Annotated in this window: 16 protein-coding genes and 1 pseudogene; 2 read left to right on the top strand and 15 right to left on the bottom strand. The window is 66.1% G+C overall.

All coding sequences use genetic code 11. The features are described from left to right. From EBS_RS12990 to EBS_RS13295, 9 genes are all read right to left on the bottom strand, one after another. Positions 1 to 852: an SEL1-like repeat protein gene (locus EBS_RS12990; protein WP_052199399.1), complete on the bottom strand. Its 852-nt coding sequence runs from the start codon at positions 850 to 852 to the stop codon at positions 1 to 3. Further along, positions 852 to 2,579 carry a mechanosensitive ion channel family protein gene (locus tag EBS_RS07480; RefSeq protein WP_043108048.1) on the bottom strand — a complete coding sequence of 576 codons (1,728 nt, stop codon included), beginning with the start codon at positions 2,577 to 2,579 and terminating at the stop codon, positions 852 to 854. Before EBS_RS07480 ends, EBS_RS12990 begins: the two co-directional genes overlap by 1 nt. Then, positions 2,576 to 3,424, bottom strand: a complete 849-nt coding sequence (panC, locus tag EBS_RS07485) for a pantoate--beta-alanine ligase (protein WP_043108050.1) — start codon at positions 3,422 to 3,424, stop codon at positions 2,576 to 2,578. The genes EBS_RS07480 and panC overlap by 4 nt, the downstream gene beginning before the upstream one ends. Beyond that, positions 3,421 to 4,218, bottom strand: coding sequence for a 3-methyl-2-oxobutanoate hydroxymethyltransferase (gene panB, locus EBS_RS07490; RefSeq protein WP_043108051.1), 798 nt, complete (start codon positions 4,216 to 4,218; stop codon positions 3,421 to 3,423). Before panB ends, panC begins: the two co-directional genes overlap by 4 nt. 52 nt (positions 4,219 to 4,270) lie before the next feature. Next, positions 4,271 to 4,753, bottom strand: a complete 483-nt coding sequence (folK, locus tag EBS_RS07495) for a 2-amino-4-hydroxy-6-hydroxymethyldihydropteridine diphosphokinase (protein ID WP_043108053.1) — start codon at positions 4,751 to 4,753, stop codon at positions 4,271 to 4,273. Between the two features lie 5 nt (positions 4,754 to 4,758). Further along, positions 4,759 to 6,093 carry a polynucleotide adenylyltransferase PcnB gene (gene pcnB, locus EBS_RS07500; RefSeq protein ID WP_081999876.1) on the bottom strand — a complete coding sequence of 445 codons (1,335 nt, stop codon included), beginning with the start codon at positions 6,091 to 6,093 and terminating at the stop codon, positions 4,759 to 4,761. A gap of 65 nt (positions 6,094 to 6,158) precedes the next feature. Further along, positions 6,159 to 6,491, bottom strand: a complete 333-nt coding sequence (locus EBS_RS07505; protein ID WP_043108054.1) for a DUF2173 family protein — start codon at positions 6,489 to 6,491, stop codon at positions 6,159 to 6,161. Further along, positions 6,488 to 6,841 carry a DUF2173 family protein gene (locus EBS_RS07510; protein WP_043108055.1) on the bottom strand — a complete coding sequence of 118 codons (354 nt, stop codon included), beginning with the start codon at positions 6,839 to 6,841 and terminating at the stop codon, positions 6,488 to 6,490. The genes EBS_RS07505 and EBS_RS07510 overlap by 4 nt, the downstream gene beginning before the upstream one ends. 52 nt (positions 6,842 to 6,893) lie before the next feature. Next, the gene (locus EBS_RS13295; RefSeq protein WP_070104725.1) at positions 6,894 to 7,418 is read right to left on the bottom strand and encodes a DUF2173 family protein; all 525 of its coding nucleotides are present in this window, start codon (positions 7,416 to 7,418) and stop codon (positions 6,894 to 6,896) included. A 406-nt stretch (positions 7,419 to 7,824) separates the two neighbouring features. On the opposite strand from EBS_RS13295, the gene EBS_RS07520 reads away from it, so the two are divergent. After that, complete coding sequence (locus tag EBS_RS07520; RefSeq protein ID WP_043108056.1) at positions 7,825 to 9,291, top strand: mannose-1-phosphate guanylyltransferase/mannose-6-phosphate isomerase; 1,467 nt, start codon at positions 7,825 to 7,827, stop codon at positions 9,289 to 9,291. Between the two features lie 70 nt (positions 9,292 to 9,361). Here the strand turns inward: EBS_RS07520 and galE are convergent. The 6 genes and pseudogenes from galE to prfB form a co-directional block, all read right to left on the bottom strand. After that, positions 9,362 to 10,403, bottom strand: a pseudogene (galE, locus tag EBS_RS07525) (UDP-glucose 4-epimerase GalE). Positions 10,404 to 10,441: 38 nt separating this feature from the next. Next, positions 10,442 to 10,951: a paraquat-inducible protein A gene (locus EBS_RS07530; protein ID WP_171816211.1), complete on the bottom strand. Its 510-nt coding sequence runs from the start codon at positions 10,949 to 10,951 to the stop codon at positions 10,442 to 10,444. After that, positions 10,938 to 12,299, bottom strand: coding sequence for a tRNA lysidine(34) synthetase TilS (gene tilS, locus EBS_RS07535; RefSeq protein WP_052199401.1), 1,362 nt, complete (start codon positions 12,297 to 12,299; stop codon positions 10,938 to 10,940). The genes EBS_RS07530 and tilS overlap by 14 nt, the downstream gene beginning before the upstream one ends. Positions 12,300 to 12,308: 9 nt before the next feature. Next, the gene (locus tag EBS_RS07540; RefSeq protein WP_043108058.1) at positions 12,309 to 13,268 is read right to left on the bottom strand and encodes an acetyl-CoA carboxylase carboxyltransferase subunit alpha; all 960 of its coding nucleotides are present in this window, start codon (positions 13,266 to 13,268) and stop codon (positions 12,309 to 12,311) included. Positions 13,269 to 13,369: 101 nt separating this feature from the next. Continuing rightward, positions 13,370 to 14,854 (bottom strand): lysine--tRNA ligase, encoded by a 1,485-nt coding sequence (gene lysS, locus EBS_RS07545; RefSeq protein ID WP_148307699.1) that lies wholly within the window; start codon positions 14,852 to 14,854, stop codon positions 13,370 to 13,372. A gap of 184 nt (positions 14,855 to 15,038) precedes the next feature. Next, positions 15,039 to 16,143 (bottom strand): peptide chain release factor 2 gene (gene prfB / locus EBS_RS07550; protein ID WP_148307700.1). Its coding sequence is split into 2 segments (ribosomal slippage): positions 15,039 to 16,061 and positions 16,063 to 16,143, totalling 1,104 coding nucleotides; the frame shifts between segments, so codons are not numbered across the junction. Between the two features lie 407 nt (positions 16,144 to 16,550). Between prfB and EBS_RS07555 the strand changes: the two genes are divergently transcribed. Further along, complete coding sequence (locus EBS_RS07555) at positions 16,551 to 17,150, top strand: DUF2238 domain-containing protein (RefSeq protein WP_043108062.1); 600 nt, start codon at positions 16,551 to 16,553, stop codon at positions 17,148 to 17,150. Positions 17,151 to 17,155: the final 5 nt, after the last annotated feature.

Consider the following 17,155-nt stretch of genomic DNA (forward strand, 5'->3'; position numbering starts at 1 on the left):
CTACTCGGCCAGGCGCTCGCGAATGCCGGCCAGGCTGCGCGGCCAGGGATCGTTGCGGCGGAGCGACGGAGGCAATTCCAGGCGGGCCCGCACCGCCTGCTTCGCATCGGCAAAGATGCCGTATCCCAGTGCCCACAGGACCTGCCCGTCGCCAGCGCGAATCCGGTAACGCAACAGGGGGCGTTGCCAGCTCCGGAACCCCACCAGCTCTTGCAATACCGCGCGATCACGCGTGGCCATCAGTTGCAAGGTGAACTCCTTGTCCCGACGCGCCTCCAGCCAGGCGGCGTTCACCACGATTGTGCCGGCGTCCTGCCCTTCCCCGGTTTCGTCCTGCAGCTTGTCGAGTGCGGCGAGCGCCTCGGCAGATCGCGTGGAACCGTTGCGTTGCGCCATCCGGTACCAGTAGCGCGCCTGCTCGAGATCGCGCTCTACCCCCTTGCCCAGTGCATACAGGCTGCCCAGGTTGTGTTGCGCCAGCACCAGACCCTGTTCCGCCGCCTGACGCCACAAGGCAGCGGCGCGTGCGGTGCCGGCCTCGGTACCCTCGCGCAGGTATTCGTTACCCAGGTTGTACTGGGCCAGCGGATCACCGGCATCGGCGGCCTGCCGCAACAGGCGATGCGCCCGTTCGGGATCCGCCTCCACGCCCAGCCCCTTCTGGTAGATCAGGCTCAGGTAGAAGGCCGCGCGCGGCACACCCCGGGCCTGCAGGGGTTCGAGCAGCGCCCTGGCGCGGGCATAGTCGCCCAATTCCAGTGCCAGACGACCATCGTCCAGGGCCCCGTCGATGGCATATGTCTCGCCCAGCCACAGCACCATGAGCAGGAGCAGCAGGCCAGGGCGTCGCATCATTCCGTTCCCAAGGCCTGCCGGGTCTGTTGCACCACGCGGCGCGCGGCCTCGCGCCCATGATCGGCCGCCTCGGAAAGCGGCGGCTGGCCGGGTTGTGGCGGTTCGTAATCCTCGTTGCGCAGGTACAGCGTCTGCGTGGGATAGGCGAATTCCACGCCCAGCTCGCGCGCCACGCGCAGGCAGTCGAGCAGGAAGCGGTGCCGCTCGCGCAACTCGGTGCTCCAGTCGGGCGTCTGCCAGAAGACGTAGATCAACACCGACAGGGCGCTGTCGCCCAGGTCGTTGAGGTAGATGTGGAAGTAGTCCTTGCGCATGTAGGGATGCTCGCGCACCAGTTCGCGCAGGGCCTCGCAGAAGGCCTCGACACGCGCCGGCGGGGTGTCGTAGGCGAGCCCGAAATGCGCCTTGTAGCGCCGGTAGCGGCGCGCCCCCATATTGTCCACCTTGGCGGTGATGAAGCGCGAGTTGGGGATGGTCACCAGCGAGTTGTAGAAGGTACGGATGCGCGTGCTGCGGAAGCCCATGTGTTCCACCGTGCCTTCCACGTCGTCGAGCACGATCCAGTCGCCCACGGTGAACGTGCGATCGAGCAGTACGGTCACCGAGCCGAACAGATTCTGCACCATGTCCTTGGCGGCCAGGGCGAAGGCCAGGCCGCCCAGCCCGAGGCCGGCCAGCAGCCCGGTGATGTCGATGTTGAGGTTGTCGGCGATGAACACCAGGCCGACCACCGTGACGAAGATCTTCAGCGAACGGGTGATCAGCGGAACCAGCACGTCGTCGATCTTGTTGTCGGTGGCCGCGGCACGGGCGCGCAACCAGACCGCGAAGATATCCACCACCCGGTAGGCCGCCCAGACCGCGGCCAGACTGGCCAGGGTCTTGACCGCCACCAGCAGGATCAGCAGCGCCAGTTCCGGCAGGCCAATGGCGTTGATGCCGGCCCACCAGATGCCGGCCATGACCACCATGCCCAGCGGGCGCAGGCGGTTCTCACCGTCTGCCACCGCCGCATAATCGCCGGGGTTGCGACGCATCCAGCGGCGCATGAAGCGTCGCAACGCACGGCTCACACTCCAGTCGGCGAGCACGCCGAGCACGATCACCAGCAGCAACGCCGCCCAGCGCCAGTTCTCCAGCAGGAAGGTCTTGTGCCGCAGCACCTCGGGCATCATGCGTTGCAGGCGGATCTCCCAGGGCAGGTAGTCGGCATTGTCGTCCAGCCCCTTCACCGGCGCCCGACTGGCAACCCGGTCGTAGATCTTCGGCAACTGCTCGATGGTCGAGGCGTCGAACAGCCAGCGCCCGTCTTCCTGGCGGCGCAGGCGGATGATGCCGTCGTCGTAACGGGCGAAGGTCCATTCGCTGCCGTCCGGGCGCTTGGGCACCCGCTTGAGATTCACCTTGCGCGTGCGATCCATGATCTCGAGCAGCATCCAGGCACGCTTCTCTCCGATCTCGCGGCGCACCGGGGCACTGATCTGCGACAGGTCCAGCGTCTCCAGGGCATCCTGGATGCGCCTGGCATCCCCGCGCTTGATGTCGTTCATGGCGCTCAGGAAGGTGCGCAGGGTCTCGCGCGGCGAGGCCAGATGTGCGGGCGGCGCCTTGGACGCGCTCGCCGGTGGCGTCTCTGCCGGTGTTTCTGCCGCGACCGTCGCCAGGCTCAGGAAAGCCAGGAAGAAGGCCAGAAGAATCGGAATCCGGTACGTCGTTCCAGTCACTTGATTTCCATCTCCAGATTGTCGATCAGGCGTGCCTTGCCGAGCCAGGCGGCAACCAGAATCACCAGCCTGTCACTCCTGTCCGTTGGCGGCAGCAGGGTGGCGGCATCCACCACCACGGCATAGTCGGTACGAAAACCCGCACTGTCCAGCTCACCCCGGATCCAGTCCGCCAGCCTGTCCCAGTCGCGCCCCCCCCCGGCCACACGGTCGGCCGCTGCACACAGCGTGGCATACAGCCGTGGGGCAATGCGGCGCTCGGCCGCGTCGAGGTACTGATTGCGCGAACTCATGGCCAGACCGTCGGATTCACGCACCGTATCAACTCCCAGGATTTCCACTGGCATGGCCAGGTCGCGCACCATGCGCCGGATCACCAGCAACTGCTGGTAGTCCTTCTTGCCGAATACCGCCAGGTCCGGCTGCACCATGTTGAACAGCTTGCACACCACGGTGGCCACGCCGGCGAAATGCCCGGGGCGGGAAGCACCGCAATGCAGGGCGCTGATCTCGGGCACCTCGACCCGTGTCTGCTGCTCCAGCGACACCGGATACATGACCTCCACCGGCGGCGCAAACAGCAGGTCCACGCCTTCGGCCTCGAGCGCACGGCGGTCGGCCTCGAGAGTACGCGGGTACTTGTCGAGGTCCTCGTTCGGACCGAACTGCAGGGGATTGACGAAGATGCTCACCACCACGCTGTCGGCATGCCGGCGTGCCTCGCGCACCAGTGTCAGGTGACCGGCGTGCAGATTGCCCATGGTCGGCACGAAGGCCATCCGACCATCGGCACGCAGCCCGGCCACCGCCTCGCGCAGCGCCTCGACCCGCTCGACTGTCTTCATTCGAAGGTGTGCTCCTGGCCCGGGAAGGTGCCCTCGCGCACGGCCGACACGTAGGCCTGGACCGCCCCCTCGATGCTGCCCGCCCCCGGCATGAAGTCGTGCGCGAACTTCGGGATGCGGTTCACGCTGATGCCGATCACGTCGTAGAGCACCAGCACCTGCCCGTCGGTACCGACACCGGCACCGATGCCGATGACCGGGATATCCAGATTGTTGCTGATCTCGGTTGCCAGCCGTTGCGGCACGCATTCGAGTACCAGCAACTGCGCGCCGGCCTGTTGCAGGGCCACGGCCTCCTCCAGCATGGCGGTGGCGGCATCCTGCTCACGCCCCTGCACCCGGTAGCCGCCGAGCTGGTGCACCGACTGCGGCGTCAACCCGAGGTGGCCACAGACCGGGATACCGCGCTCGGTCAGATAACGCACCGTCTCGAGCTGGGGCACGCCGCCTTCCAGCTTCACCATCTGTGCGCCACCTTCCTTCATCAGGCGCGCGGCGGTTGCCAGTGCCTGATCGGTGGTGGCATAGGCCATGAACGGCATGTCGGCCACGACCAGCGCGCGCTCGGTGGCGCGCACCACGCAGGCCGTGTGATAGACCATGTGATCCACGGTTACCGGCAGCGTGCTGTCGTGCCCCTGGACCACCATGCCCAGCGAGTCGCCGACCAGCAGCAAGTCGACGCCGGCGTTCTCGCACAGGCGGGCAAAGCTGGCGTCGTAGGCGGTGATCGCGACGATCTTCTCGCCCGCGCCCTTCATGCGCTCGAGGGTGGTGATGGTAATCTTGTTCATCCGGGGTACCCCTTGTTCTTGGGCGGCATTGTGACCAGCCGCGCGCCGTGGATCAATCGTCCAGACGAAAGGCCGCCGGCGGCCCGCAGCACGGCAACAGCACCGATACCCGGCCCCGCTCCGGTATCTCGATGTCGCCGGCCACCTCCAGCAGCGGCAGCAGCACGAAACAGCGCTGGTGCATGCCCGGATGCGGCACCTGCAGGCGTGGCAGGTCGATCTGGCGGTCGCCATAGAGCAGCAGGTCGAGATCCAGGGTGCGCGGCCCCCAGCGGCGTCCGCGCACTCGCCGTTGCGCCCGCTCGATCTCCTGCAGGGCATCCAGCAGGGGCAGCGGGGCTAGTTGCGTGTCCAGCGCGGCCACCGCATTCAGGTAGTCGGGCTGATCGGCGGGCCCCATGGGCGCGGAGCGGTACAGCGAGGAGCGGGCCGCCAGGACGGTCTCGGGCAGAGCCGCCAGGGCCTCGAAGGCACGCTCGATCTGCCGGCGCGGGTCTTCCAGGTTGCTGCCGAGCCCGACATGGACCCGTGTCATGGCGCTCACTCCGCGGGGGCCGCCTTGCGTCGGCGCCGTCGGCCACCCCGGCGACGGCGCGAGCGCGCGGGCGTCTCATCGTCGGCCGCTGGCGAAGGCGGCGCACCGCCCTCTTCCTGGAAGCGGGTCCACCATTCGGCCAGCGCCGGGTCGGCCTCGCCGGCGCGTGCACGCAACAGCAGGAAATCGTAGGCTGCACGGAACCGCGGATGGGCAGCCAGGCGCTGGGGGCGCTTTCCCTTGGTGTTGCGAAACCGCGATTGCAGGGTCCAGATCTCACGCATCGGCGTGCTGAAGCGCCGCGGAATGGCCACCCGTGTCAATTGCCGTTCGACGAGGTCGCCCGCGGCCACCTGCAAAGCGGTATAGGGCGCCAGTCCCTCGGCCTCCAGCGCCTGCGCGCGCAGACGCACCGGCTCCCAGAGCAGCACCGCGAACAGAAAGGCCGGGGTGACGGGCTTGTCCTGGCGCACTCGCTCGTCGGTATCTTTCAGGCCCTGCAACACCATGGTGTGCGGAAAGCCCTCCTCTTCGGTCGCCAGCGCCGCCTCGGTATCGGGGAACAGCTGGGCGAACAGGCCGTACTGGCGCAGTTTCTCGAACGAGGCCACGCCATAGCCCGCCATGAACAGCTTGAGGACCTCCTCGAACAGGCGCGCCGGCGGCACGTCGGCAAGCAGTCCGGTCAGGTCGGCGATCGGCGCCTCGGTATCGGGATGCAGGCGAAAGCCCAGCTTGGCGGCAAAGCGCGCGGCGCGCAGCATGCGCACCGGGTCTTCACGGTAACGGGTTTCGGGGTCGCCCATCAGGCGCAACACGCCCTCGTTCAGATCCTGCATGCCACCGGCGTAATCGACCACCGAAAAGTCGCGGATGTTGTAGTACAGCGCGTTGACCGTGAAATCTCGGCGCAGGGCATCTTCCTCGATGGTGCCGTAGACGTTGTCGCGCAGGATCATGCCGTTGTCGGTATGCGCCAGGGCCTCGTCGGCGGGACGGTTGGCGCGGAAGGTGGCCACCTCGATGATCTCGCGCCCGAAATGCACATGCGCCAGGCGGAAGCGCCGACCGATCAGGCGACAGTTGCGAAAGGTCGCCTTGACCTGCTCCGGCGTGGCGTTGGTGGCCACGTCGAAGTCCTTGGGCTCGCGCCCCAGCAGCAGGTCGCGCACCCCGCCGCCCACCAGGTAGGCGTCGTAACCCGCATCCTTCAGGCGGTACAGCACCTTCAGGGCGGCCTTGGAGATATTGGCCCTGGAGATGCAATGCTGATCCCGCGGGATGACGGCAGGCGTAACGATGATGAATTTCCTCGGTTTGCGGACAAACGGATCGCGCAATGATACAACGGCCGGGGCCCGAGAGCAGCCACGGGCCGGCCCCTCCGCTCACCCCAACGTGCAGTTCAGTAACTTGCCGCCTCGCCCAGCTGTCGCATCACCTCGGTCGGATTGCCTTCGGCGTTCTCGAACACGCACACCAGGTTGCCCACGCTGCACACGGTCATCCCGGCACCACGCACGATCCAGCCCCCCGGCGGGGTCCAGCCGTCAACATCGGTGAACATTGCCAGCTGGTCGGCATTGCCCTGAACGATACGCTTGTAGTCGTGCGCAAAGTGCGCCAGGGCCTGCAACTGTTCGTCCGGCATCAGCCCGTAGCCTTCGACGAAGGCGCCATCGTCACGAAACTGACAGGCCGCAACCACACCATCCACCGCGAGCAATCGCTTGATCACGCCGCACCTCCCCTGACACCAAGCACCTCGTAGGCCTTCTCGTAGTCCGCCGATTCCTTGCTCACCACCACGGCATGGCGCCCGTTGGTCACCGCCGACCACTTCAGGCCCACCAGGGTGAACCCGTTGACGGGATAGAAGCCCTGGTCGCCAAAGGAAGCTTCCCAGCCCCGTGCCTGCATGGTGGCTATCGCCATGTTCGCCACACACATGTGCCCCAGCAGGTCCAGGGTGCGCTCGTCGAGTACGCTGCCCTCGGCGATGCGGTGCTGCTGCAGCTCGCCCTGCTCATTCATCTCGAACGCGGCCAGCGCGCCGTCGATCGCCATCAGTTGATCCAGATCCGCCATCTCTCTCTCCTTATTGTGTTCTTTGTTATCTGTCGTTGTTACTGAGACAACCCTAAGTAAAGCAACGCTCAGAGCGCTCCCCCTGGGCGGGCCTCAGGGCGTTCAGCCACAAGGCGCACAGGCAGCAGGCATGGTGATTCCATGTCAAGCCAGAGCAACACCGTGGATGGACGCCCTGAGGCCCGCTGAGTGTCGCTTTACTCAGGGTTGTCTCAGTACCCATCACACCAGTATCGATAGCCTCGTCAGCCAATCGCTTCTGCATCAGTGCCATGATGTCGTTGAGCGATGCCGTCTGGTTGTGCAGAAAGGCGTATACATTGGCCACGTTGCAGACCGTGAACATCGGCCCGCGCACGATCCAACCGTGCGGCGGCGAACTGCCGCAACCGGGACAGAACTGCTCGAGCATCCCGACCTGCATGTGTTCGCTCATGGTGGTGGCGCGACACATGATGGAAGCCATGCGCGCCATCTCCTCATCGATTTCGCCCTTGTAGCTGAAGCGATCACCACGATAGGAATACTCTCCCGCCGCGATCACGCCCGGCTGATTCATCAGCTCGGCTGTCAACATGTCTCTTCTCCATTCTCACTCTTGTTCTGGAACCCCCGACCAGGTTCCTCCCCCGCTTGCGGGCGAGGAGAAGTAAAACCCCTTTGTCACCTGGTTCCTTCTTGTTCGATTTCCGGGCGTCCCCCCTTCCACCGTTATTTATTCGGTGGTTACCCGAAGATAGCACTCTCGCGACAAAATTACGCTGCATAACAGGACTTCGGTATCTTCTACGTTGCTGAATGAGACATTGCGGGTTCGTGGCGAGGACGCCGCGCCTACAGTAGAAGGCCCGACCTCGGGCCGAATGTTCGCGGTGGGAAGCCGCTTCTGCCCGGGCCGCTGAAAACCCGACCTTTTTGACAATCTCCCGGCTGGGTCGTAGCGTTGCGCGTCCGAGACGTTGCTGACAAGGAGTGCCGACCCGATGTCATCCGTGCTGTTGCCCGTGATCCTCTCCGGAGGCGCGGGAACCCGCCTGTGGCCACTGTCCCGCCGGGCCTTTCCCAAGCAGTTCCACAACCTGGTGGACGACCTCACCCTGTTGCAGACCACCGCCCTGCGCTGCGACGGACTGTCCGGCCACGAGGTGGCCGCACCGCTGGTAGTGTGCAACGAGATGCACCGTTTCCTGGTCGCCGACCAGCTGCTCGCCTGTGGCCGGCCGGCCAGCGGCATCCTGCTCGAGCCGGTGGGCCGCAACACGGCCCCGGCACTGACCCTCGCAGCCCTGCACGCCACGCGCGAGATCGGCGATCCCGTCCTGCTGGTGATGCCGGCCGATCACGTGATCCGGGACGAGCAGGCCTTTACCCGGGCACTCGAGACCGGCGTGCATCAGGCCGCCGACGAGAGGGTGGTCACCTTCGGCATCGTGCCCCAGACAGCGCACACGGGTTATGGCTATATCCGCCAGGGTGAGGCACTCGATGACGGAGTGCACCAGCTCGATGCCTTCGTCGAAAAACCCGACCAGGAGACGGCCGAGCGCTACCTGCGCGACGGTGGCTACCTGTGGAACAGCGGCATCTTCATGGTGCGCGCCACACGCTGGCTGGAACTGATCGAGTCCTTCGCTCCCGAGATCCACCAGACCGTAACGGCGGCCCATGCCGGCGGACGGCAGGATCTCGACTTTGTCCGCGTGGACGCCGAGGCCTTCGCCGCCTGCCCGTCCGATTCCATCGACTATGCGGTGATGGAGCCGCTGTCACGCCAGGGCGGGGACTGCGTGGTGGTGCCGCTGGATGCCGGCTGGTCGGACATCGGGGCCTGGGAGGCGCTGTGGGAAGTCTCGCACCAGGACGAACAGGGCAACGCGATACATGGCGATGTCATGACCCTGGACGCGCAGAACAACCTGCTGTTCTCGCAGCACCGCATGCTGGCCGCGGTGGGCATCAAGGATCTGGTGGTGGTCGAAACCCCCGACGCGGTGCTGGTCGCCGACAAGTCGCACGCCCAGGAAGTCAAGCAGATCGCCGAGCGCCTGCAGGCCGAAGGCCGAAGGCCGAAGGCCGAAGGCCGTAGCGAACACGAGTTCCACCGCTGCGTGCACCGTCCCTGGGGTACCTTCGAGGGCATCGACCAGGGACACCGATTCCAGGTCAAGCGCCTGACCGTCAAGCCCGGCGCCTCGCTGTCGTTACAGATGCATCACCACCGTGCCGAGCACTGGATCGTGGTGCGCGGCACCGCGCGGGTGACCCGTGGCGACGAGACCTTCCTGCTCACCGAGAACCAGTCGACCTATATCCCCATCGGCACCCGACACCGGCTGGAGAACCCCGGCCAGGTGCCCCTGGAGATCATCGAGGTGCAGTCGGGTAGCTACCTGGGCGAGGACGACATCGTGCGCTTCGAGGACGTCTACAACCGCCGGGACGAGACCTGAGCCCCTCTCGCCTGCCGTCCCTCCCCTGACAGGGTCCGCGGCCCTGTCAGGGTGGAGGAAGGTCAGCCTGTCAGGATGTCGCCGGTATCGCGTAGCCCGCGGGGTTGGCGCATTGCCAGCGCCAGGTGTCGGCACACATCGCCTCCAGCCCGTGCTCGGCCTGCCAGCCCAGCTGTTCGCGCGCCAGCGCCGGATCGGCCCAGCAGGCGGCAATATCACCGGGACGCCGATCGACGATCTCGTAGGGGATCTCGCGCCCCGAGACCGCAGCGAAGGCGCTCACCATCTCCAGCACCGAGTAACCCTGCCCGGTGCCCAGGTTGCAGGTCAGCAGCCCCGGCGATTCGCGCAGCTTGTCCAGCGCCGCCAGGTGACCGCGCGCCAGGTCCACCACGTGAATGTAATCGCGCACCCCGGTGCCATCCCGGGTCGGGTAGTCACCGCCGAACACCCGCAGCTTCGGCAGGCGCTTCACCGCGACCTGGGCGATATAGGGCATCAGGTTATTGGGGATGCCGTTGGGGTCCTCGCCGATGCGCCCGCTGGGGTGCGCGCCGACTGGATTGAAATAGCGCAGGATGGCGATGTCCCAGGCCGGATCGGCACGCTGCAGGTCACGCAACATGTCTTCGATCATCAGCTTGGAGCGGCCGTAGGGGTTGGTGGCCGAGAGCGGAAAATCCTCGCGGATGGGCAGGCTGGCCGGGTCGCCATAGACCGTGGCCGAGGAACTGAACACGAAGCGCTTCACCCCCGCGTCGCGCAACTCCTCGAGCAGGATCACGGTGCCGCCGACATTGTTGTCGTAATAGGCCAGCGGCTGCTCCACCGACTCGCCTACCGCCTTGAGCCCGGCGAAATGGATCACCGCGTCGATCGCCCGCCCGGCCAGCAGCCCGCGCAATACCGCGCGATCCCGGATGTCACCCTCGACGAAAGTCAGCTTGCGCCCGGTGATCTCCTGCACCCGGCGCAACGCCTCGGGACTGCTGTTGCTCAGGTTGTCCAACACCACCACCTCGTGGCCTGCCTCGAGCAGCTCCACGCAGGTATGGCTGCCGATTATAACCGGCGCCGCCGGTCACCAGAATGGTCGCTCCCTGTCGTGTCATTCGCCCTGTTCCCTGTTGCCTGAACCTGCGCGTGCATTCTACCGGCTGGCAGCGCCGTTGGCATGATGTCCGATCCAGTGCGCCAGCAGCATGGTGAGCACCACGCTGGCCGAGAACCAGTAGATCCCCGGCTCCACCCGTGCCTGCGCCAGCACGCCGAGCTTGACGGTGACCACGATCAGCGCCACCACGAACACGTCCAGCATGGACCAGCGCCCGTACTCGGCCAGCCAGTGCAGGTGGCGGGCGTGCGCCCGGCAGCCTTCGCGCCCGAAGTTCCAGACCAGCGCCAGCAGCAGGATCTTGACCACGGGAAACACCACGCTGAACGCCCCGATGAGCACGAACAGGCCCCATTCGCCCTCGGCGCGCAGCTGTTGCAGGCCCGACCACAGGCTGACCGTGTTGCGAAAGAAGTAGAACTGCTCGACGGTCAGCAGCGGTGTGCGCAGGCCGATCAGCAACAGCACCAGCGCCGCGACCAGCAACAGGTTCACCAGCAATCCCTGCACCGGATGGTGCGCGGCATGACTGTCACGAAATCCCATCGTCTTCCTCCCCGGTTGGCGGCCAGACCACCGCCTCCCGCCACGCCGGGCGATAACAGATCTCGCCCGGCCGTGCCAGCGGCAGCTCGCACAAGGAGAAGCCCCCGACCGCCACCAGTCGCTCATCGACGAAGATCAGCGGCACATGGGGTCGCACCCAGGCGGGCACACCGAGTTCCTGGTACAACTTGCGCGCGCTCCGATGACCTCGGCGGCCCGGGGGGCGGCAGCGCCAGCCGGACTCGCCCCAGCGCACCCGTACCCGACCCGCCTCCCAGCAATGCACAGGAATTCCCCGCGCCGCCGGCAAGGCCAGCAGCCGTCCCCGTCCCGGCCCCAGGTCGAGTGGTGTCGGCGCCGGCCAGACCCGCTCGCCGGTCGGCGGCGCCGGCAAGGGATTCGGCACGGCATACAGGCACCCGCGATAACGGCGCAGGCTCACGTCGGCCCAGGCCACCTGCGGCGCCGTGCCGGCCTCGCTCTCGATCAGCTGGCGGTCGATCGTCTGCAGGCGCCCCTGGTCGGGCAACGGCCAGCCGCCATCGCGCAGCCAGGCGCGCACCACCTCCGCGCGCATCGGTACGGCGAGTTCACGCAGCGCGGCGACAGAGAGCCCACTCCCGGCGCGACACCCGGCCAGGGCCCCGGCGACGCAGTCGTCGAGCAGGTCTCGGGTCTCGCCCAGCAGGGCCGCGCTGCGCGCCAGCGCCTTGTCCGCACCGGGCCAGCGTTCGCGCAACAGCGGCAATACCCGGTGGCGCAGGAAATTGCGGTCGAAGCGTAGATCGGCATTGCTCGGATCCTCGATCCAATCCAGCCCCCGCGTTTCTGCCCATTGGCGCAACGCCGCGCGCGAAAAATCGAGCAGGGGGCGCGCCTGCCAGCCGCTCGCCCAGCGCCGGCAGCGCGGCATGCCGGTCAGCCCGGCCACTCCGGCACCGCGCAGCAGTTGCAGCAGCAGGGTCTCGGCCTGATCGTCGCGATGCTGGGCCAGCAGCAGCATCTCGCCAGGGCGCAGCACCCCGGCGATGGCGCGGTAACGGGCCGCGCGTGCAGCCGCTTCCGGACTCTCGCCCGCGGGGATCTCGAGGTGCAGATGCAGCACCTCCAGCGGCACCTCGAGGCGTGCGCACACCGTGCGGCAGTGCGCCGCCCACTGATCGGCCTCCGGCTGCAGGCCATGATGCACATGCACGGCACGCAGCGGCCCCGCCAGGCGCTCGCGCAATGCGGCCGCGGCATGCAGTAACACGCTGGAATCGAGACCGCCACTGAAGGCGATCAGCCAGCCGGTGGGAGCAGGCAGGGGCGACAGGCGATACAGTAGCGCTTCGGGATCGAAGCCCACGGGGAAGAATCAGCCGTTGGCGACCATGCCGTAGGACATCAGGCGCTCGTAGCGGTGTTCGAGCAGGCGGTCCAGGGGCTCGGCGGCCAGGTTGTCGAGCGTCTGCACCAGGACATTGCGCAGGCTGCGTGCCATCTGCTCGGGATCACGGTGCGCGCCACCCAGCGGCTCGGGGACGATCTCGTCGATCAGGCCGTGGCTCTTGAGGTGCTTGGAGGTGATGGCCATGGCCTCGGCGGCCAGCGGCGCCTTCTCGGCGTCCTTCCACAGGATGGAGGCGCAGCCCTCGGGCGAGATCACCGAGTAGGTGGCGTACTCCAGCATCATCAGCTTGTCGGCCACACTGATGGCCAGGGCGCCGCCCGAACCGCCCTCGCCGATCACGGTGGCGACGATGGGCGTGCGCAGTGCTGACATCTCCCACAGGTTGCGGGCGACGGCCTCGGACTGGCCGCGTTCCTCGGCACCGATGCCGGGATAGGCGCCGGGCGTGTCGATGAAGGTGACGACCGGGATGCGGAAACGCTCGGCCAGCTTCATCAGCCGCAATGCCTTGCGGTAGCCCTCGGGGCGCGGCATGCCGAAATTGCGGTAGATCTTCTCGGTGGTGTCGCGTCCCTTCTGGTGGCCGATGATCATCACCGCGCGGCCATCGATACGCCCCAGGCCACCGACGATGGCGTAGTCGTCGGCAAAGGCGCGGTCACCGTGCAGCTCCTCGAAGTCGTCGACGATGCGCTCGATGTAGTCCAGGGTGTACGGCCGCAGCGGGTGGCGTGCCAGTTGCGAAATCTGCCAGGGGGTGAGCTTGGCGAAGATGGATTCGGTCAGCGAGCGCGACTTGCCCTCGAGCTTTTCGATCTCTTCCTGGATGTTGATCTCGTTGTCGGTGCCAACCAGCCGCAGTTCTTCGATCTTGGCCTGCAGTTCGGCGATCGGCTGTTCGAAGTCGAGAAAATCGAGGTTCATGGGCGATGCTTCGGGTCACTCTTGAGCTGGCCGCCTATCTTACAGGTGCCCGCCGTCAGGGGCCAGCAAGCCCCTGTCGGGAGATGCCGTCGCGCCCGGACTCAGCTCTCCGGCCGCATGTGCGGGAACAGCAGCACGTCGCGGATCGAGGGCGAATCGGTGAACAGCATCACCAGGCGATCGATGCCGATGCCCTCGCCGGCGGTCGGCGGCAGTCCGTGCTCGAGCGCGCGGATGTAATCGGCGTCGAAATGCATGGCCTCCTCGTCGCCGGCCTCCTTCTCCTCGACCTGGCGACGGAAACGCTCGGCCTGGTCCTCGGGGTCGTTGAGCTCGGAGAAACCGTTGGCGATCTCGCGCCCGCCGACGAAGAACTCGAAGCGGTCGGTGACGAAGGGGTCCTCGTCGTTGCGCCGCGCCAGCGGCGAGACCTCGGTGGGATAGGCGGTGATGAAGGTCGGGTCCTCGAGGCGGTGCTCGACGGTCTTCTCGAAGATCTCGATCTGCACCTTGCCCAGGCCATAGCTGTCCTTGAGCGGGATGCCCAGGCGCTCGGCCACGGCACGCGCACGCTCCAGGTCGTCGAGATCGGCCTCGCTGATATCCGGGTTGAAGTGGAGGATGGACTCCTTCACCGTCATGCGCGCGAAGGGCTTGCCGAAATCGTAGGTCTGGCCCTGGTATTCGATCTGCTCCGAGCCGATCACATCGCGCGCGATACCGCGCAGCAGCTCCTCGGTGCGGTCCATCAGGTGATGGTAATCGACGTAGGCCTCGTAGAACTCGATCATGGTGAACTCGGGATTGTGCCGCGTGGACAGCCCCTCGTTACGGAAGTTGCGGTTGATCTCGTAGACCTTCTCGAAGCCACCGACCACCAGACGCTTGAGATACAGCTCGGGCGCAATGCGCAGGTAGAGCGCCATGTCCAGCGCGTTGTGATGGGTGACGAAGGGCCGCGCGGTAGCGCCGCCCGGGATCACCTGCATCATCGGCGTCTCCACCTCGAGGAAGCCCGCCGCATTGAAGTATTCGCGGATGTAGTGAATGATGCGCGAGCGCAGCACGAAGGTGCGCTGACTCTCCTCGTTGACGATCAGGTCCACGTAGCGCTGGCGATAACGCTGTTCCTGGTCGGCCAGGCCGTGCCACTTCTCGGGCAAGGGACGCAGCGCCTTGGTGAGCAGCACCGCCTCGTCGAGGTAGATGTACAGGTCGCCCTTGCCCGACTTGTGGATCACGCCCTCGCCGCCGACGATGTCGCCGATGTCCCACAGCTTGATCTGCTCGAGCAGCTCGGCGGGCAGCTTCTTCTTGTCCACGTAGAACTGGATGCGGCCGGACATGTCCTGCACCACCATGAAGGGACCGCGTTTGGTCATGATGCGTCCGGCCACGCGCGCGCGCTGGCCGAGCTGTTCCAGTTCTTCCTTGCTCTTGTCCCCGTAGCGCGCCTGCAGCTCGGCGGCCAGGGCGTCGCGCCGGAAGTGGTTGGGGAAGGCCTGACCACGCTCGCGCAGGGCCTTGAGCTTTTCGCGCCGCTGCGCGATGAGTCGGTTTTCGTCTTGTGAGTTCTGATCAGACATCATTGCAAATCCCGAATGACCACAGAGGGCACAGAGGACACTGAGTCATTAACACCGATGGCCCAGGGGGCTGCCAAAGGACTTCAGCGGCGACATCCATCCGCTGACCCCATGAGAAAACCGTGTTTTCCGAAGAACCAAAGCCTCTGTGATCTCTGTGTGCTCTGTGGTTGATGAATTCAATTTACAACCCGCTCTTCAGGCTGGCCTCGATGAACGGGTCCAGGCCACCGTCAAGCACGGCCTGGGTGTTGCCGGTCTCGACCCCGGTGCGCAGGTCCTTGATGCGCGACTGGTCGAGCACATAGGAACGGATCTGGCTGCCCCAGCCGATGTCGGACTTGGTCTCCTCGATGGCCTGGGCCTGCTCGCGGCGCTTCTGCATCTCCAGCTCGTAGAGCTTGGCCTTGAGCTGCTTCATGGCCTGGTCCTTGTTCTTGTGCTGCGAACGGTCGTTCTGGCACTGCACCACGATGCCGGTCGGATTGTGCGTGATGCGCACCGCCGACTCGGTCCGGTTGACGTGCTGGCCGCCCGCTCCCGAGGCCCGGTAGACGTCGATGCGCAGGTCCGCCGGGTTGATCTCGATGTCGATGGAATCGTCGATCTCGGGCGAGACGAACACCGCCGCGAAGGAGGTGTGCCGACGGTTGCCCGAGTCGAAGGGCGACTTGCGCACCAGCCGGTGCACCCCGGTCTCGGTGCGCAGCCAGCCATAGGCATAGGGTCCCTCGAAACGCACCGTGGCCGACTTGATGCCCGCCACCTCGCCGGGCGAGACCTCCATCAGCTCGGTCTTGAAGCCATGTGCCTCACCCCAGCGCAGGTACATGCGCAGCAGCATCTCGGCCCAGTCCTGCGCCTCGGTACCGCCGGAACCAGCCTGGATGTCGAGGAAGGCATTGGCCGCATCCATATCGCCGGAGAACATGCGCTGGAACTCCAGCTCGGCCACCCGCTTCTCGTAGCCGTCCACATCCTCGGCCACCGCATTGATGGTGTCCTCGTCGTTCTCCTCGACCGCCATCTCCAGCAGGTCGGCGGCGTCGTTCAGACCGGCAGTGAGCTCGTCGATGCCACCGACCACATTCTCGAGCAGGGCACGCTCCTTGCCCAGCGCCTGAGCGCGCTCGGGGTCGTTCCAGACATCGGGGGCCTCGAGCTCGCCGAGGACTTCTTCGAGACGCTCCTTCTTCGTCTCGTAGTCAAAGATACCCCCTCAGGGCGTCCACACGCCCTCGAAGGTCGGCAATCCGGTTGGAGATGGCATTGATATCGATGTCCTGCATGGCATCCTCGTGTTCATCGCGCAGCGGGCCTCGGCCCGGAACAAGCCGGCGATTCTACAACAATCGATTGTTCGACGTTTCCGACGAATTTCCCTCTCCCGTCTCTGCGCAGGCAGGGTTCGGCCCGAGGACGGGCCTCCTACAGGCAGGAGCGACGTCCTCGTCGCGAACATTCGTCCCTAGGACGGGCCTCCGACGGCAGGAGCGACGTCCCCGTCGCGAACAGTTCGGCCCGAGGACGGGCCTCCTACGGCAGGAGCGACGTCCTCGTCGCGAACATTCGGCCCAAGGACGGGCCTCCGACGGCAGGAGCGACGTCCCCGTCGCGAACATTCGGCCCAAGGACGGGCCTCCTGCAGGCAGGAGCGGGAAGCCCCCCGTGCACTGACCCCTGCTACAATGCCCGCATGTTCACCGACCGTCTGCCCCAGCTGCTTGCCCTGGCACTGACTGCACTGATCGTCTGGTCGGGCATCGCACCGGCGGCGCGCGACGTGTGGATCGCCGAGATCGTGCCCATCCTGCTGGTGTTCGGCGGGCTGATCTGGCTCTACCCGCGCTTCCGCTTCAGCAATACCGCCTACCTGCTGATGGCGGTGTGGCTGTTCTCGCATACCGTGGGCGCACACTACACCTTCGCGCACGTCCCCTTCGACTGGTTCAACGAGCTGATCGGCTCGCAGCGCAACCAGTTCGACCGCATCGGCCACTTCTCGGTCGGCTTCTACGCCTTCGCCATGACCGAATGGCTGCTGCGTACCCGCCAGTGCCGGCCACTGCTCGCCGGCCTGTTCGGCCTGCTGCTGATCATGGCCATCGCCGCCGCCTACGAGATCGTCGAATGGCTGTTTGCGGTCTACTACGGTGGCGATGCAGGCATCGAGTTCCTCGGCTCTCAGGGCGATCCCTGGGACGCCCAGAAGGACATGCTGGCCGATACCCTGGGGGCACTGACCGCACTGGCGCTCTACGCCTGGCTGCGCCCCGACCGCCGACTGACCGACTGACCGAA

Origin of the sequence: endosymbiont of unidentified scaly snail isolate Monju (assembly GCF_000801295.1) — a bacterium.
Classification (GTDB): domain Bacteria; phylum Pseudomonadota; class Gammaproteobacteria; order Chromatiales; family Chromatiaceae; genus MONJU.

What these genes read in the sequence shown, in the direction of transcription:
- EBS_RS12990 (WP_052199399.1), bottom strand. Translation starts at nt 852, where the DNA reads ATGCGACGCCCTGGCCTGCTGCTCCTGCTCATGGTGCTGTGGCTGGGC.
- panC (WP_043108050.1), bottom strand. Translation starts at nt 3,424, where the DNA reads ATGAAGACAGTCGAGCGGGTCGAGGCGCTGCGCGAGGCGGTGGCCGGG.
- panB (WP_043108051.1), bottom strand. Translation starts at nt 4,218, where the DNA reads ATGAACAAGATTACCATCACCACCCTCGAGCGCATGAAGGGCGCGGGC.
- folK (WP_043108053.1), bottom strand. Translation starts at nt 4,753, where the DNA reads ATGACACGGGTCCATGTCGGGCTCGGCAGCAACCTGGAAGACCCGCGC.
- EBS_RS07510 (WP_043108055.1), bottom strand. Translation starts at nt 6,841, where the DNA reads ATGGCGGATCTGGATCAACTGATGGCGATCGACGGCGCGCTGGCCGCG.
- EBS_RS13295 (WP_070104725.1), bottom strand. Translation starts at nt 7,418, where the DNA reads ATGTTGACAGCCGAGCTGATGAATCAGCCGGGCGTGATCGCGGCGGGA.
- EBS_RS07520 (WP_043108056.1), top strand. Translation starts at nt 7,825, where the DNA reads ATGTCATCCGTGCTGTTGCCCGTGATCCTCTCCGGAGGCGCGGGAACC.
- EBS_RS07530 (WP_171816211.1), bottom strand. Translation starts at nt 10,951, where the DNA reads ATGGGATTTCGTGACAGTCATGCCGCGCACCATCCGGTGCAGGGATTG.
- EBS_RS07540 (WP_043108058.1), bottom strand. Translation starts at nt 13,268, where the DNA reads ATGAACCTCGATTTTCTCGACTTCGAACAGCCGATCGCCGAACTGCAG.
- lysS (WP_148307699.1), bottom strand. Translation starts at nt 14,854, where the DNA reads ATGTCTGATCAGAACTCACAAGACGAAAACCGACTCATCGCGCAGCGG.
- EBS_RS07555 (WP_043108062.1), top strand. Translation starts at nt 16,551, where the DNA reads ATGTTCACCGACCGTCTGCCCCAGCTGCTTGCCCTGGCACTGACTGCA.